Here is a 15203-nt window from a genome sequence, read left to right on the forward strand (position 1 = left end):
GGTCACGGCGAAGCGTCGACGGACCCTTAGGGTTTAGCTTTTTCCAGATAGCGGAAGAACTCGTTGCTCGGATCGAGCACCAGCACGTCCTTCTTGTCTGCAAAGCTTTCGCGGTAAGCCTTTAGGCTGCGAGTGAAAGCGTAGAACTCCGGATCGGCGGTGTAGGCCTTGGCATAGATCGCCGCCGCCTTCGCGTCGCCGTCACCGCGGGTCTCTTCCGACTCGCGATAGGCCTCGGCCAGCAGTACACGACGCTGACGGTCGGCATCCGCACGGATACCTTCGGCCAGTTCGCGACCCTTGGCCCGGTGCTCACGGGCTTCGCGCTCACGCTCGGTGCTCATGCGCTCGAACACGCTGCGGTTCACTTCCTTGGGCAGGTCGATGGCCTTGACGCGAACGTCGACCACCTCGATACCCAGCTCCTTCTGCGCCATGCGGTTCAGCGAAGCGGTGATATCGCCCATCAGGGCATCACGCTCACCCGACACCACCTCGTGCAGGGTGCGCTTGCCGAACTGGTCGCGCAGGCCGGCTTCCAGACGACGGGACAGACGCTCATCGGCGATCTGCTTCATGCCCGAAGTCGCGGTGTAGAAGCGCTCGGCATCGGAGACGCGCCACTTGGCGTAGGCGTCGACCATCACCGCTTTCTTCTCCAGCGTCAGGAAGCGCTGGGTCGGCGAGTCCAGGGTCAGCAGGCGGCCGTCGAACTTGCGCACCGTGTTGACGTACGGAATCTTGAAGTGCAGGCCAGGCTTCACGTCCGGCTCGACCACGCGACCGAAGCGCAGCAGTACCGCGCGCTCGGTCTGTTGCACCACGTAGACGCTGCTCCAAACGGCAACAGCAACCACCACACCCGCGATGAGGGCGATCAGGGACTTGTTACTCATCAGCGGCTCTCCCGGGTACGCGTGTCACGCTGCTGCAGGTCGTTGGCAACCCGCGAACCGATATCCGGCGTGCTGCTCGCGCTCGGCGCAGCGCTCGGAGCTGCCGAACCACGGCCATCCATCATCTTGTCCAGCGGCAGGTAGATCAGGTTGTTCTGACCCTGCTGGCCGGTCACCAGCACCTTGCTGGTCTGGCTCAGGACATCCTGCATGGTGTCCAGATACAGACGCTGACGGGTGACTTCCGGTGCCTTGTGATACTCGCTGGCCAGCTTGGCGAAGCGGTCAGCCTCACCCTGGGCGCGGGAGACCACTTCATCGCGGTAGCCATTGGCCTCCTCAATGATGCGCTGCGCCTGGCCACGGGCTTCAGGTACCACGCCATTGGCGTAGGCTTCGGCCTGGTTCTTCTCGCGCTGCTCGTCCTCGCGGGCACGGATCACGTCGTCAAACGCTTCCTGCACCTCACGCGGCGCGGCGGCGCTCTGGATGTTCACCTGGGTCACCGTGATACCGGTCTTGTAGGTATCGAGGAAACGCTGGAGGCGATCACGCACCTCGGTGGCCATCTGTTCACGGCCCTCGGTGAGGATCTTGTCCATGGTGGTGGAGCCAGCCACGTGGCGCAGGGCGCTTTCGGTAGCGTGCTGCAGGCTGACTTCAGGCTGGTCGACGTTGAGCACGAAGTCCTTCAGGTTGCTGACCTTGTACTGCACGGTCAGCGGAACCTCGACGATGTTCTCGTCCTCGGTGAGCATCTGCCCCTGCTTGCTGTAGGCACGCTCGCGGGTGACGTTCTCCTGGAACTTCTTGTCGATCGGTGGGAAGTAGATATTCAGGCCGGGGCCCACGGTGTCGTGGTACTGGCCGAAGCGCAGGATCACCGCCTGCTCCTGCTCATCCACTACGTAGATGGCGTTGTACAGCCACAGCACGGCGAGGATCGCCAGGCCGATACCGAACAGACCGAGGCTACCGCCCCGACCATTGCCGCCACCGCCCGAGCCGCTGCCGCGCTTGGGTTTTCCGAAAATTCCGTTCAGGCTGTCTTGCAGCTTGCGGAAAGCCTCATCCAGATCAGGCGGGCCCTGGCGACCACCACCACGGCGTCCACCCCAGGGGTCCTGGTCGTTCTTGTTCGAGTTGTCACCCGGCTCATTCCAAGCCATAGCGCTCTCCATCTGATAACGCGAAAACGCGCCTACGGCGCGCCCACCTATGCTACCGAATGCCCCTTACCCTGCCAAAAGCAGTGTGCCGGGCTTTATTGCAAAGTGTGTTGCGCAATGAACTCCGCCGGCTGCCAGCCTTCGCGGCTCACCATGCGGTTCAACTCGACACGCGGCAGGCGAACCTGCAATACGGCGCGCCCTTGGTCGTCGTGATTCTCCGACTGTACCGCACCCAGCTCGAAGAACTGAGCCCGCAGTCGCCCCAGGCGCTGTGGCAGGCAGAGCGTTCCCACGAACATGTCCTCGCCCAGCAACTCGGAAATCGCCTGCTCCAGCAACTCCAACCCACGCGATTCCCGCGCCGACAGCCAGACACGGACCGGCTTGCCCAGCTCGTCGCGCTGGATCATCGGCTGGATATCCGGCAGCAGGTCGATCTTGTTGTACACCTCGAGCATCGGCAACTCGTTCGCGCCGATTTCCTTCAGGACAGCCAGCACCTGTTCGATCTGCGCATCGCGATCCGGCTCGTGGGAGTCGATCACATGCAGCAGCAGATCGGAGTTGCTGGACTCTTCCAAGGTAGCTCGAAACGCCTCCACCAGCTTGTGCGGCAGGTGGCGAATGAAGCCAACGGTGTCGGCCAGCACGATCGGCCCGACGTCATCCAGCTCCAGGCGGCGCAGGGTCGGGTCGAGGGTGGCGAACAGCTGGTCAGCCGCATAGACCTCGGAAGTGGTCAGCGCATTGAACAGCGTGGACTTGCCGGCGTTGGTGTAGCCCACCAGGGACACCGCCGGAATCTCCGCACGGCGGCGACCGCGACGAGCCTGCTCGCGCTGGCTGCGGACCTTCTCCAGGCGCGACTTGATCTGGCGGATGCGCCCACGCAGCAGGCGGCGGTCGGTTTCCAGCTGGGTTTCACCCGGGCCACGCAGGCCGATACCGCCTTTCTGGCGTTCAAGGTGAGTCCAGCCGCGCACCAGACGCGTGCTCATGTGCTCCAGTTGGGCGAGCTCCACCTGCAGCTTGCCCTCGTGGGTACGGGCACGCTGGGCGAAGATATCGAGGATCAGCCCCGTACGATCGAGCACGCGACATTCGAGCGCTCGCTCGAGGTTGCGCTCCTGGCTCGGCGTAAGGGTGTGATTGAAGATGATCAGCTCGACCTTCTCGGCGTGGACGAGGTCGTGCAACTCTTCGACCTTGCCGCTGCCGATCAGGTACTTGGCTGAGGGCTGATGGCGCGAAATGCTGACGAAAGCAACCGCTTCCGCGCCTGCCGAACGGGCCAGCTCCTGGAATTCCTGCGGGTCTTCGCGCGCCTCGGGGTCCTGACCTTCCAGATGGACCAGAATGGCCCGTTCCCCACCACCCGGGCGCTCAAAGAACAAGGCGGACTCCCGTCAAACGTTGCCCGGCTCGGCCGGTTGATCACCGGTGGGCAGGCGCACAGGGCGGCTGGGAACCACGGTGGAGATAGCATGCTTGTAGACCATCTGGCTGACAGTGTTCTTCAGCAGGATGACGAACTGGTCGAAGGATTCGATCTGGCCCTGCAGCTTGATGCCGTTGACGAGATAGATGGAAACCGGAACGCGTTCTTTGCGCAGGGTATTGAGGTAAGGGTCTTGTAGCGAATGCCCTTTTGACATATGCCGCACTCCTTGTAAGGGTAAATAACTGATTTAGTAGTAGTCGAATTTGGCTGAACGCCGTCCTGAACCCCAAGGATAGACGGCCGAAATTAAGGTCTCGAGCCTATATGGAGACCGCCTCAAAGTATTTCAAGGCACGCGGCAAATTGTCGCTTGCCTGACTGTCCAACCAGTGTAGATCGCTCCAACTGCGGAGCCAGGTGAACTGGCGCTTGGCCAGCTGCCGCGTGGCGATGACGCCGCGCTCCACCATCTCAGCGTAGGACAGTTTGCCCTCGAGGTATTCCCATACCTGTCGGTAACCCACCGCTCTTATGGACGGCAGCCCTACGTGCAAGTCACTTCTTGCGCGAAGGCGTTCGACCTCGGCGATGAAGCCCTGTTCCAGCATCTGATCAAAACGTTGCGCGATACGCTCGTGCAACACCTGGCGCTGCAGAGGCGCGATCGCCAGATGAGCCACAGTATACGGTAATTGTCCACCGCCTTGCGCGCCGAGACCCGCATTTTCACTCGCCTGGCGCAGGCGGTGTGCAGTCATGGACATACCGCTCACACGGTACACCTCGAGGGCACGGACAAGCCGCTGGGGGTCGTTGGGATGGATACGTGCGGCCGACTCCGGGTCGACGCGGGCCAGCTCTTCGTGCAGGACGCTCCAGCCTTCGGTGGCGGCCCAGGCTTCAAGCTCAGCGCGCACGGCAGGGTCGGCGCTGGGCATATCGGCCAGACCTTCCAGCAACGCCTTGAAATACAACATGGTGCCGCCGACCAGCAGCGGGATCTTCCCGGCCGCAGTGATCTCGGCCATGGCCGCCAGGGCGTCGGCACGGAATTCCGCTGCCGAATAGGCCTCGCTGGGGTCGCGGATATCGATCAGGCGGTGCGGAAACGCCTCCAGCACCTCGCGGGACGGCTTGGCAGTGCCGATATCCATGCCGCGATAGATCAGTGCCGAGTCCACGCTGATCAACTCCACCGGCAGCAGGCGCGCCAACTCCAGCGCCAGGTCGGTCTTGCCGGCAGCGGTGGGACCCATGAGGAATATTGCGGGAGGCAGGGACATCGGAAGCTCGTTATCGCGCACTGCTGAATCGATTGGCGTGCAGTTTACTGCACTTTCCTGAACGCAGGCTTACGAAAATCAACGTCCCCGCAGGAACAGCTTGTCCAGTTCGTCGAGCCCCAGCTGGGTCCAGGTCGGCCGGCCGTGGTTGCACTGGCCGCTGCGCTCGGTCACTTCCATGTCGCGCAGCAGGCCGTTCATCTCCGGCAGCGTCAGGCGGCGATTGGCGCGCACCGCGCCGTGGCAGGCCATGGTGCCGAGCAACTCGTTGAGGTGCGCCTGGATGCGGTCACTGGTGCCGTATTCCAGCAGGTCGGCGAGCACGTCGCGCACCAGCTGGGTGGCCTCCGCCTGCTTGAGCAACGCGGGAATCTGCCGGATCGCCAGGGTTTCCGGGCCGAGCCGCTGCAATTCGAAGCCAAGCCTGGAGAACCAGGCGCCATGTTCCTCGGCGCAGTCCGCCTCGCGCTCGCTGACTGCGATGGACTCGGGCACCAGCAGCGGCTGGCCGCGCAGGCCTTCGCTGGCCATGGCGGTCTTCAGTCGCTCGTACATGATGCGCTCGTGGGCGGCATGCATGTCCACCAGCACGAGGCCGTGGGCGTTCTCGGAAAGGATGTAGATGCCCTTGAGCTGCGCCAGGGCATAACCCAGCGGCGGTACGTCCTGGCTGCTTTCCAGCAACGCCTGCGGCGCCTGGTCGGGCAGCGGAGCGAAGTAGGCCTTGTAGGCGCCCTGGGCTTCCTGGATCGGCGGGATCTCCGGGCGCGTCTGCTGGTAGCTGTAACCACCACCGCCACCACTGGAACCGCCGGAAGCCGGGCTCGGCTGCCAGGCACGCGCAGCGGCCGGGGCTTCGAGCACCGTCTCGGACAGGCGCATCTCGCCCTGCGGGCCGAACTCGCCGGCCTCCGCACCGGTGGGGCGCGGCACGGTCAAAGTGGTCGCTCCCGGCGGCGCCAGTTGGTCGTCCGGCCGCACTTCCGCCAGTGCCCGGTGCAGGGTGCCGTAGAGGAAGTCATGCACCATGCGGCTGTCGCGGAAACGCACTTCATGCTTGGTCGGGTGGACGTTGACGTCCACCACCGACGGGTCGACCTCGAAGAACAGCACGAAGGTCGGATGACGACCGTTGTACAGCACGTCGCGGTACGCCTGGCGCACGGCGTGCGCGACCAGCTTGTCGCGCACCATGCGGCCGTTCACATAGAAGTACTGCAAGTCCGGCTGGCTGCGGGAGAAGGTCGGCAGGCCGACCCAACCCCACAGGTGCAGACCGTTGCGTTCCACTTCGATGGGCAACGCCTGCTCGAGGAACCCGGTGCTGCACACGGCACCCACGCGGCGGGCGCGGGACGCTTCGTCCTTGGCTTCGTGCAGCGAGAGGATGGTCTTGCCGTTGTGCCGCAGGTGGAAAGCCACGTCGAAGCGCGCCAGCGCCAGCCGCTTGATGACTTCCTGCAGATGATCGAATTCGGTCTTCTCGGCACGCAGGAACTTGCGCCGCGCCGGAGTATTGAAGAACAGGTCGCGCACTTCGATGCTGGTGCCCACCGGATGGGCCGCCGGCTTCACGGTGGATTCCATGTCGCGGCCCTCGACTTCCACCTGCCAGGCCTGCTCGGCGTCGGCAGTACGCGAAGTCAGGGTCAGGCGCGAGACGGAGCTGATCGAGGCCAGCGCTTCGCCGCGGAACCCCAGGCTCATCACCCGTTCAAGGTCTTCGAGCTCGCGGATCTTGCTGGTGGCGTGGCGCGCCAGGGCCAGCGGCAGGTCGTCGGCGGGAATTCCGCTGCCATCGTCGCGCACGCGCAGCAGCTTGACGCCGCCCTGCTCGACCTCGACGTCGATGCGCTTGGCGCCGGCGTCCAGGCAGTTTTCCAGCAGTTCCTTGACAACCGACGCAGGCCGCTCGACCACTTCGCCGGCAGCGATCTGGTTCGCCAGCCGCGGGGTGAGCAGCTGGATTCGGCGCACCTCACTCATTGCTGCGACGCCAGAGAGGTGCCCGGAATCTTCAGCACCTGGCCAATCTTCAGCTCGTCGCTCTTGAGCGAATTGGCGCTGCGGATCGAAGCGGTGCTGACGTCGAAGCGGCTGGCAACCATCGCCAGGCTGTCGCCACTGCGCACCACGTATTCGCGCGGACCGGAAGCCAGTTGGCCGCCGTCACGCAGCGAAGCAATGTAGGTGCCCGGCGGCGGAGTCTGTACGAAATACTGGCGCACGCCGCTGGCGATGGAGCGCGCCAGCGCCTGCTGGTGCGAGCCACTGGCCAGCTTGGCGGATTCGTTCGGATTGGAGATGAAGCCGGTTTCCACCAGGATCGACGGGATATCCGGGGACTTCAGCACCATGAAGCCGGCCTGCTCCACGCGACGCTTGTGCAGCGGCGTGACACGGCCGACGCTGGTCAGCACCTTGTGACCGACGTCCAGGCTGGAAGACATGGTGGCGGTCATCGACAGGTCGAGCAGCACACCGGCGAGCATCTTGTCCTTGTCGTCGAGGTTCACGCCGCCGTCGCCGCCGATGAGGTCGGAGCGGTTTTCCGTGTCAGCCAGCCAGCGCGCGGTCTCGGACGTTGCGCCACGGTCGGACAGGGCGAACACCGAGGCCCCGAAGGCGCTGCGGCTGGGCGCGGCGTCGGCGTGGATGGAGACGAACAGGTCCGCGCCCTTCTTGCGGGCAATCACGGTGCGGTTGCGCAGCGGGATGAAGTAGTCGCCGGTGCGCGTCAGTTCGGCGCGGAAGCCCTTCATCTGGTTGATCTGCCGCTGCAGTTCGCGGGCGATCGAGAGGGTGATGTTCTTCTCGTGCAGGCCGTTCGGGCCGAGGGCGCCGGGGTCTTCGCCGCCGTGACCGGCATCGATGGCAATCACGATGTCGCGCTTGCCGCCGCTGCTGGGTGCGGGAATCTTGGCCACCGACTGCGCAGGGCTCACCGGCGTGGCGGGCACGCTGGGCGTCGGGGTCGCAGGGACGTCCGGAGCGATATCGGCGCCCTGGTCATAGAGATCGACGACCAGGCGATTGCCATACTGCTGGTTTGGCGGCAACACGAAGCTCTTGGGCGTGACCGCGTTCTTCAGGTCCAGCACCAGGCGCAGGTCGGTGGGCGAGCGCTGGGCGGAGCGCATCGCCGTAATCGGGGTATTGCCGAGCTTGAGCTTGTCGAGGGCAGCGGACATCTGCGCGCCGTTGATGTCGACGACGATGCGGTTGGGCGCACTCAGGGTGAACAGACTGTGCTGCACGGGACCGGACAGATCGAACACCAGGCGTGTGTTGTCCGGCGCGCGCCAGATGCGCACGCTCTTGATTTGCGTGGCGGCAGACACCTCGCCGGCAAAGAATGCCAGCAGAACGGACACCCCGATAAACAACGCCCGAAGGCGCAACCCCCAACCCATCTTTTTTCTATGCTCCCGTGGCCAGGGCGGCACACCAGGCTTCGCCCCGTGTTCCGTGCGGGTCGAGGCGCAGCATGCGTCCGCCCGCATGCGGAACAATGGTAATGTCCATGTCGGCCTTTGGCAAAATGCCTTTGCCGCGCTCCGCCCACTCGATCAGGCACAACGCATCGCCTTCGAAGTAGTCGCGAATACCCAGAAACTCCAGTTCCTCGGGGTCGGCAAGGCGGTAGAGGTCGAAGTGGAAGGCGCGCAGATCGCCGATTTCGTAGGGTTCGACCAGGGTAAAGGTCGGACTTTTTACCGATCCGCCATGACCCAATCCCCTCAGGATGCCGCGCGACAGCGTGGTCTTGCCCGCTCCCAGGTCGCCATGCAGGTAGAGGATCCCGCGTCCCCCGGTCGCCTCGGCAATCCGGCGGCCGAGATCGACCATGGCCTCTTCGCCATCGGCGAACAGATTCAGTTCAGGCATGGGGACAACTCCTCGAGCAACTGACGAACGGCAGGAATCAGATCAGCGGCAGCCAGACCGCGCCCCTCTGCGCCCAGCGACTCGCCGGCGCGCGCATGCAGCCAGACTGCCAGGCAGGCGGCATCGAAAGCAGGCAGCCCCTGCGCCAGCAGCGCACCGAGGATGCCGGACAGCACATCCCCCAGCCCCGCGCCGGCCATGGCGGGATGCCCGTGGTTGCACAGCGCCAACCGGCCGTCCGGTGAGGCGACCAGGCTGCCGACACCCTTGAGCACGACCACTGCCTGATAGCGCTGCGCCAGCGCGTGCGCGGCTCTTGGCCGGTCAGCCTGGACCTCGGCGGTGGGAATGCCCAGCAGGCGCGCTGCTTCGGCCGGATGGGGCGTGATCACCCAGTCGCCGGACGGACGAGCGACCAGGCCTTCAGCCAGCAGGTTGAGCGCGTCGGCGTCCCACACCTGCCGGCGCTCCAGGCTAGCGGCGGCGCTGACCAGTACGCGCCCCCAGGCCTGGCGGCCGACACCGGGGCCGATCACCAGCACATCGGCGCGCTCGGCGAGGCGCAGCAGCTCAGCGGAAGAAGAGACGCCACGCGCCATCAGCTCAGGCCGGCGAGCCAGTGCAGCGGGTACGTGAGCGGCACGGGTCGCCAGCGACACCAACCCGGCACCGCAGCGCAGCGCGCTCTCGGCGGCCAGCAGCACGGCGCCGCCCATACCGGTATCACCACCGATCACCAAGGCGTGGCCGAACAGCCCCTTGTGCGCGGCCTTCGGGCGCGCAGCCAGGCGAGCCAGCGAGGCGGGAGCGAGACGGCGCGCCACGCCGTCCTCGGAAATCAGCGCAGGATCGGCATCGAGTCCGTCGAACACCAGCTCGCCGCATTGATCGGGGCCTTGAGCGGTGAACAGGCCGAGCTTGAGGCCGATGAAGGTCACGGTCAGGTCGGCATTCACCGCACAGCCCAACACTTCTCCCGTGTCGGCACTGAGGCCGGAGGGAATGTCCACGGCCAGCACCGGCAGGCCGCTGGAGTTGATCGCAGCGATAGCCGAGGCGTAAGGCTCGCGCACCTCGCCACCCAGGCCGGTGCCCAGCAGCGCGTCCACCAGCACACCGCGCAGCTCAGCGCGATCACTCCAGGTCTCGATATCCACGCCGACCGAGCGCGCTTCGCCATGGGCCGAAGCCGCATCGCCGGACAGGCAGGAGACATCGCCCGCCGCCAGCACGCGCACGCTCCAGCCGGCGCGCAGGGCCAGGGCGGCGATCAGGTAGCCGTCGCCGGCGTTGTTGCCGTGGCCGGCCAGCACGGTGATCTCGCCGGCATCCGGCCATTGCCGACGCAGGGCGCGCCAGGCGGCGTGGGCGGCGCGGCGCATCAGTTCGAAGCCGGGCGTACCGGCGGCGATCAGGCGCGCATCGAGGTCGCGCACCTGCTGGGCGCTGTACAGATTCAGAGGCAATTCGTCGTGGGCAGTCATCGCGGTTCCGGGCGGCAGAATGTGTCGCCTTGGCGTTCGGGCGGGCCGACGCCGGCAAGGTCTGGCAGAATTATACGCACCCGGACTTCGCTTTCTCGCCTTCCATGCACGATTCGACACTCGACTATGCCGACCTCGCCCTCTCCATCAAGGAGTGGGGGCGTGAACTCGGCTTCCAGCAGGTCGGCATCAGCGGGCTCGACCTCGAGGCCCACGGCGAGCATCTGCAGCGCTGGCTGGAAGCGGGCTACCACGGCGAGATGGAATACATGGGCGCCCACGGCAGCAAGCGCTGGCGGCCGGACGAACTGGTGCCAGGCACCCTGCGGGTGGTGTCGCTGCGCATGGACTACCTGCCCGGCGATACGCGCATGGCACAGGTGCTGGCTGATCCGGAGAAGGCCTATGTGTCGCGCTACGCCCTGGGCCGCGACTACCACAAGCTGATCCGCAAGCGCCTGCAGCAACTGGCCGAGCGCATTCAGCAGCAGATTGGCCCGTTCGGCTTCCGCGCCTTCGTCGACAGCGCGCCAGTACTGGAGAAGGCCATCGCCGAGCAATCGGGCCTGGGCTGGATCGGCAAGAACACCCTGGTGCTCAACCGCAAGGCCGGCAGCTACTTCTTCCTCGGCGAGCTGTTCACCGACCTCCCGCTGCCGGTGGACGAGCCGCACGGCACAGAGCATTGCGGGCGCTGCTCGGCCTGCATGGACATCTGCCCCACTGCCGCTTTCGTCGCGCCCTATGTGCTGGACGCGCGGCGCTGCATTTCATACCTGACCATCGAACTGAAGGGCTCGATTCCCGAGGAGCTGCGCCCGCTGATCGGCAATCGCGTGTTCGGTTGCGACGATTGCCAGATGGTCTGCCCGTGGAACCGCTTCGCCCGCGCCACCGACCAGGGCGACTTCCAGCCGCGCCACAGCCTGGACAATGCCGCATTGGCGGAGCTGTTCCTGTGGACGGAGGAGGAATTCCTCAGCCGCACCGAGGGCTCGCCGCTGCGGCGCGCCGGTTACGAGCGCTGGCTGCGCAACCTGGCCGTGGGGCTGGGCAATGCACCGTCGACCATTCCGGTGATCGAGGCGCTGCGCGCGCGGCGGGAGTTCCCGTCGGAACTGGTGCGAGAGCATGTGACCTGGGCGCTGCATCGGCACGGCGCCTGAGTTCCTTGCAGGGCGTATAACGCACCAGCGTTGTCCGCCTCGCGCCAGTCGGCGCATAGCCCGTTCCAGGTCATGCGCCAACGAAATGCCGACCACTCAGAGTTTGATGAAGTGCTCGCGGTAGTAGCGCAGCTCGGCGATGGACTCGCGGATGTCGTCCAGCGCGAGGTGGGTGTTGCCCTTCTTGAAGCCGTCACGCACCGCCGGCGCCCAGCGCGCGGCCAGTTCCTTGAGGGTGGAGACATCCAGGTTGCGGTAGTGGAAGTAGCCTTCCAGCTTCGGCATGTGGCGGTAGAGGAAGCGGCGGTCCTGGCAGATGCTGTTGCCGCAGATCGGCGAGCTGCGCTTGGGCACCCACTTTTCCAGGAAGGCGATGGTCATGGCTTCGGCTTCGGCGGCGGAGATGGTGCTTTCGCGCACGCGCTGGGTCAGGCCGGACTGGCCGTGCTGGCGGGTGTTCCATTCATCCATGCCGGCGAGCAACTCCTCGCTCTGGTGCACGGCGATCACCGGGCCTTCCTCGAGGATGTTCAGGTCACTGTCGGTGACGATGGTCGCCATCTCGATGATGACGTCCTTGTCCGGGTCCAGCCCGGTCATTTCCAGGTCGATCCAGATCAGGTTCTGCGGGTTCTGCATGATGGGGCTCCTCAGCTCAGCCCTCTAGTTTAGCGGGAAGCGGGCGTGCGCATGCTAAACTGCGGCGCGATTTTCCCTGTGGATACCCTATGGCCAAGCGTCACCTCACCCGCCGGCAGAGCTGGCGGATCGAAAAAGTCCAGGAGGAACGCGCCGCCCGCGCGGCGAAGCGCGAGTCGCGTGCCCTGGAAGAACTGGAAGGCGGCGACCTCGGCCCGGAACAGACCGGCCAGGTGATTGCCCACTTCGGTGTGCAGGTGGAAGTCGAGGCCCAGGACGGCGACGCCGCCGGCCAGGTGTTCCGCTGCCACCTGCGCGCCAACCTGCCACCGCTGGTGACTGGCGACCAGGTGGTCTGGCGGCCGGGCAACCAGGGCATCGGCGTGATCGTCGCGCAGCTGCCACGCACCTCCGAGCTGCGTCGCCCGGACATGCGCGGCGTACTCAAGCCGGTGGCGGCCAACGTCGACCGCATCGTCATCGTCTTCGCACCACGCCCCGAACCCCACGCCAACCTCATCGACCGCTATCTGGTGGCCGCCGAGCACGCCGGCATCGAGCCGTTGCTGCTGCTGAACAAGGCCGACCTGATCGACGAGGACAATGCGCCCTTCCTCGATTCGCTGCTGGGCACCTACCGCGAGCTGGGCTACCCGCTGCTGGAGGTGTCGGCCGCCAACGGCCTGGCACTGGACGCCCTGCGCGCCGCACTGAACGAGCACGTCAGTGTGTTCGTCGGCCAGTCCGGCGTGGGCAAGTCCTCGCTGGTGAATGCGTTGCTGCCGGGCGTCGACACCCGCGTGGGCGACCTGTCGGAAGTCACCGGCAAGGGCACCCACACCACCACCACCGCGCGGCTGTTCCACTTCCCGGCCGGCGGCGACCTGATCGACTCCCCCGGCATCCGCGAATTCGGCCTCGGCCATGTCAGCCGCGACGACGTGGAGGCGGGCTTCATCGAATTCCACGACCTGCTCGGCCACTGCCGCTTCCGCGACTGCAAGCACGACCGCGAGCCGGGCTGCGCGCTGCTCAAGGCGCTGGAGGACGGGCGCATCTCGCCGCAGCGGATGGCCAGCTACCGGCACATCCTCGCGGGCCTGCCGGAAGACGAGTACTGAGCGAGTCGCGGAGCGTCTTACGCCTCACTCGCTGCACCGATGTTGCATGGGGTCTGCAGGAGCGAGCCCATGATCCAGCCCCAAAGCAGAAGGCCAGCTTTTCAGCTGGCCTTCGCGCTTCTCACTGCTGCTTGTTCAGCTCGTCGAGCTTCAGCGTGCCACCGTCGTCGAACAGGTTGAGCTTCTGCTTGAGCTGGTCCGGCGGAAGCGGGTCGCCCTGTCCGGCGGCCGGCTGGGCCGGCGCGACATTGGGCGCCGCCGTGCCCGGAGCCGCCGGAGCGGCGCCCTGGGCCGGCTTCTCGGCCTTGCCGTCCTGGCCTTCGATGGCGCGCTGGGCCTTCTTGGTCAGGACGATGATGTCGATGCGGCGGTTCACCGGGTTGAGCGGCTGGTTGCGGTCGAACAGCGCGGACGAGGCATAACCCACCACCCGGGCGATCTGGTCCTGCGGGTAGCCGCCGGCCTCCAGCGCCCGGCGCGCAGCGTTGGCGCGATTGGCCGAGAGCTCCCAGTTGCCGAACTCGCCGTTGCCGGCGTAAGGCTTGGCGTCGGTGTGGCCGCTGATGCTGATCTTGTTCGGCACCTGCTTGATGGTCTCGGCCAGCGCCAGCAGGATGTCCTCGAAGTACGGCTGCAGGCGCGCGCTGCCCAGGTCGAACATCGGCCGGTTGTCCGAGTCGACGATCTGGATGCGCAGGCCGTCCTGGGTGATCTCGAACAGGATCTGGTCCTTGAAGCGCTTGAGGGTCGGGTTCTCGTCGACCTTGTTCTGCAACTCCTGCAGCAGCAGCTCCAGGCGCTCCTTTTCCACCTGCTCGGCAACGTCCTGCGCCTGTTGCTCGGTGATCTTGGCATTCTCGTCCGGGTTGACCCGGGTCTCGTCGGCGTCCGGCTGGGCCTGGATCTGCGGGTTCAGCGTCTTGTCCGGCGCCGGCGTCGGCGTGCCGCCCAGGTCGATGACGTAGGGACTGGCGCTCTCGGTGAAACCGATCGGGTCCTGGAAGTAGCCGGAGATGGCCTTCTTCTGCTCGGGCGTGGCCGAAGACAGCAGCCAGAGCACGAGGAAGAACGCCATCATGGCAGTGGCGAAGTCGGCGAAGGCGATCTTCCAGCCACCACCATGGTGGCCGGCTGCGTAGCGTTTGACGCGCTTGACGATGATCGGCTGGTTGTTATCCATGCGTCAGGCGACCCATCAGCGACCGCGAACGGCCTGCTCCAGCTCGCTGAAGCTGGGGCGATGCGCCGGCAGCAGCACCTTGCGGCCGAACTCGACGGCCAGCGAAGGCGGCATGCCGGAGGCGGAAGCCACCAGGCAAGCCTTGATCGATTCGTACAGGTTCAGCTCTTCCTTGGCGTCGTGTTCCAGGGCGTTGGCCAGCGGGCCGACGAAGCCGTAGGCGGCGAGAATACCGAGGAAGGTGCCCACCAGCGCCGCGGCGACATGGTGGCCGATCTCGGCCTGGCTGCCCTGGCCGAGCAGGGCCATGGTGATCACGATGCCCAGCACCGCGGCGACGATACCGAAGCCCGGCAGGGCATCGGCCACGCGGGTGACGGCATGGGCCGGGTGTTCGAGGTCTTCCTTGAGACTGCCCAACTCCATGTCGAACAGGCCTTCCAGCTCGTGGGGGGCCATGTTGCCGGAGGACATGATGCGCAGGTAGTCACAGACGTAGGCGGTCATGCGTTCGTCCTTGAGCACCGCCGGGTACTTGCTGAAGATCGGGCTGGCGGCCGGGTCCTCGACGTCGGCTTCGATGGCCATCATGCCTTCGCGGCGGCTCTTGTTGAGCACCTCGTAGAGCATGCCCAGCACTTCCAGGTAGAAAGTGTGGGTGAAGCGGTTGCCGAACATCTTCGGCGCCTTCTTCAGCACGGTCATGAAGGTGCTGCCAGGGTTGGCCTGGAGGAAGGCACCCAGCGCCGCGCCGCCGATGATCAGCACTTCGAACGGCTGGATGATGGCCGCGATCTTGCCGCCGGAGAGCATGTAGCCGCCGAGGACGCTGCCCAGAATGACGATGATGCCGATGATTTTTGCCATGGGGACCGGACTGAAACGGTGAACAGAAAGGGAGGCACTATTCCCGCCTCCCTGTTGTTATCGGAG

The 15203-nt window shown here is 65.7% G+C and carries 14 protein-coding genes; 2 read left to right on the top strand and 12 right to left on the bottom strand.

Annotated features, from left to right (window positions below; all coding sequences use genetic code 11):
• Nucleotides 1-26: 26 nt before the first annotated feature.
• From hflC to MJ122_RS19570, 9 genes are all read right to left on the bottom strand, one after another.
• Complete coding sequence (hflC, locus tag MJ122_RS19530; RefSeq protein ID WP_088416182.1) at nucleotides 27-896, bottom strand: protease modulator HflC; 870 nt, start codon at nucleotides 894-896, stop codon at nucleotides 27-29.
• Nucleotides 896-2065: an FtsH protease activity modulator HflK gene (hflK, locus tag MJ122_RS19535; RefSeq protein WP_017520391.1), complete on the bottom strand. Its 1170-nt coding sequence runs from the start codon at nucleotides 2063-2065 to the stop codon at nucleotides 896-898. Before hflK ends, hflC begins: the two co-directional genes overlap by 1 nt.
• A 95-nt stretch (nucleotides 2066-2160) precedes the next feature.
• Nucleotides 2161-3462: a ribosome rescue GTPase HflX gene (gene hflX, locus MJ122_RS19540; RefSeq protein ID WP_239745757.1), complete on the bottom strand. Its 1302-nt coding sequence runs from the start codon at nucleotides 3460-3462 to the stop codon at nucleotides 2161-2163.
• A 12-nt stretch (nucleotides 3463-3474) separates the two neighbouring features.
• Nucleotides 3475-3723 carry an RNA chaperone Hfq gene (hfq, locus tag MJ122_RS19545; protein WP_017520393.1) on the bottom strand — a complete coding sequence of 83 codons (249 nt, stop codon included), beginning with the start codon at nucleotides 3721-3723 and terminating at the stop codon, nucleotides 3475-3477.
• A gap of 106 nt (nucleotides 3724-3829) precedes the next feature.
• Nucleotides 3830-4792, bottom strand: coding sequence for a tRNA (adenosine(37)-N6)-dimethylallyltransferase MiaA (gene miaA, locus MJ122_RS19550; RefSeq protein WP_239745758.1), 963 nt, complete (start codon nucleotides 4790-4792; stop codon nucleotides 3830-3832).
• A gap of 78 nt (nucleotides 4793-4870) precedes the next feature.
• Nucleotides 4871-6778, bottom strand: coding sequence for a DNA mismatch repair endonuclease MutL (gene mutL / locus MJ122_RS19555; protein ID WP_239745759.1), 1908 nt, complete (start codon nucleotides 6776-6778; stop codon nucleotides 4871-4873).
• Nucleotides 6775-8205 carry an N-acetylmuramoyl-L-alanine amidase AmiB gene (gene amiB, locus MJ122_RS19560; protein ID WP_239745760.1) on the bottom strand — a complete coding sequence of 477 codons (1431 nt, stop codon included), beginning with the start codon at nucleotides 8203-8205 and terminating at the stop codon, nucleotides 6775-6777. The genes mutL and amiB overlap by 4 nt, the downstream gene beginning before the upstream one ends.
• Nucleotides 8206-8212: 7 nt before the next feature.
• Nucleotides 8213-8680, bottom strand: a complete 468-nt coding sequence (gene tsaE / locus MJ122_RS19565) for a tRNA (adenosine(37)-N6)-threonylcarbamoyltransferase complex ATPase subunit type 1 TsaE (RefSeq protein ID WP_088416178.1) — start codon at nucleotides 8678-8680, stop codon at nucleotides 8213-8215.
• Entirely contained in the window at nucleotides 8668-10164 is a 1497-nt protein-coding gene (locus MJ122_RS19570; protein ID WP_239745761.1) for an NAD(P)H-hydrate dehydratase, read from the bottom strand. The genes tsaE and MJ122_RS19570 overlap by 13 nt, the downstream gene beginning before the upstream one ends.
• Before the next feature lie 104 nt (nucleotides 10165-10268).
• On the opposite strand from MJ122_RS19570, the gene queG reads away from it, so the two are divergent.
• A complete protein-coding gene (gene queG / locus MJ122_RS19575) occupies nucleotides 10269-11330 on the top strand; it encodes a tRNA epoxyqueuosine(34) reductase QueG (RefSeq protein ID WP_239745849.1) in 1062 nt (353 codons plus the stop codon).
• A gap of 96 nt (nucleotides 11331-11426) precedes the next feature.
• Here the strand turns inward: queG and orn are convergent, their stop codons facing one another.
• The gene (gene orn, locus MJ122_RS19580; protein ID WP_088416176.1) at nucleotides 11427-11969 is read right to left on the bottom strand and encodes an oligoribonuclease; all 543 of its coding nucleotides are present in this window, start codon (nucleotides 11967-11969) and stop codon (nucleotides 11427-11429) included.
• A gap of 89 nt (nucleotides 11970-12058) precedes the next feature.
• Between orn and rsgA the strand changes: the two genes are divergently transcribed.
• Nucleotides 12059-13090, top strand: a complete 1032-nt coding sequence (gene rsgA, locus MJ122_RS19585; protein WP_088416175.1) for a small ribosomal subunit biogenesis GTPase RsgA — start codon at nucleotides 12059-12061, stop codon at nucleotides 13088-13090.
• A gap of 121 nt (nucleotides 13091-13211) precedes the next feature.
• On the opposite strand, the gene motB is transcribed toward rsgA, so the two are convergent.
• The gene (gene motB, locus MJ122_RS19590) at nucleotides 13212-14270 is read right to left on the bottom strand and encodes a flagellar motor protein MotB (protein ID WP_239745762.1); all 1059 of its coding nucleotides are present in this window, start codon (nucleotides 14268-14270) and stop codon (nucleotides 13212-13214) included.
• Between the two features lie 15 nt (nucleotides 14271-14285).
• On the bottom strand, nucleotides 14286-15137 hold the full coding sequence (motA, locus tag MJ122_RS19595; RefSeq protein WP_088416173.1) for a flagellar motor stator protein MotA: 852 nt from the start codon (nucleotides 15135-15137) through the stop codon (nucleotides 14286-14288).
• Nucleotides 15138-15203 lie beyond the last annotated feature (66 nt).

This window comes from Pseudomonas sp. DP-17 (assembly GCF_022380625.1).
GTDB classification, from domain to species: domain Bacteria; phylum Pseudomonadota; class Gammaproteobacteria; order Pseudomonadales; family Pseudomonadaceae; genus Pseudomonas; species Pseudomonas nitroreducens_A.

Bases quoted from the DNA above. Each gene is read 5' to 3' on its own strand.
- hflC (WP_088416182.1), bottom strand. From the start codon at position 896: ATGAGTAACAAGTCCCTGATCGCCCTCATCGCGGGTGTGGTGGTTGCT.
- hflK (WP_017520391.1), bottom strand. From the start codon at position 2,065: ATGGCTTGGAATGAGCCGGGTGACAACTCGAACAAGAACGACCAGGAC.
- hfq (WP_017520393.1), bottom strand. From the start codon at position 3,723: ATGTCAAAAGGGCATTCGCTACAAGACCCTTACCTCAATACCCTGCGC.
- miaA (WP_239745758.1), bottom strand. From the start codon at position 4,792: ATGTCCCTGCCTCCCGCAATATTCCTCATGGGTCCCACCGCTGCCGGC.
- mutL (WP_239745759.1), bottom strand. From the start codon at position 6,778: ATGAGTGAGGTGCGCCGAATCCAGCTGCTCACCCCGCGGCTGGCGAAC.
- amiB (WP_239745760.1), bottom strand. From the start codon at position 8,205: ATGGGTTGGGGGTTGCGCCTTCGGGCGTTGTTTATCGGGGTGTCCGTT.
- tsaE (WP_088416178.1), bottom strand. From the start codon at position 8,680: ATGCCTGAACTGAATCTGTTCGCCGATGGCGAAGAGGCCATGGTCGAT.
- MJ122_RS19570 (WP_239745761.1), bottom strand. From the start codon at position 10,164: ATGACTGCCCACGACGAATTGCCTCTGAATCTGTACAGCGCCCAGCAG.
- queG (WP_239745849.1), top strand. From the start codon at position 10,269: ATGCACGATTCGACACTCGACTATGCCGACCTCGCCCTCTCCATCAAG.
- orn (WP_088416176.1), bottom strand. From the start codon at position 11,969: ATGCAGAACCCGCAGAACCTGATCTGGATCGACCTGGAAATGACCGGG.
- rsgA (WP_088416175.1), top strand. From the start codon at position 12,059: ATGGCCAAGCGTCACCTCACCCGCCGGCAGAGCTGGCGGATCGAAAAA.
- motB (WP_239745762.1), bottom strand. From the start codon at position 14,270: ATGGATAACAACCAGCCGATCATCGTCAAGCGCGTCAAACGCTACGCA.
- motA (WP_088416173.1), bottom strand. From the start codon at position 15,137: ATGGCAAAAATCATCGGCATCATCGTCATTCTGGGCAGCGTCCTCGGC.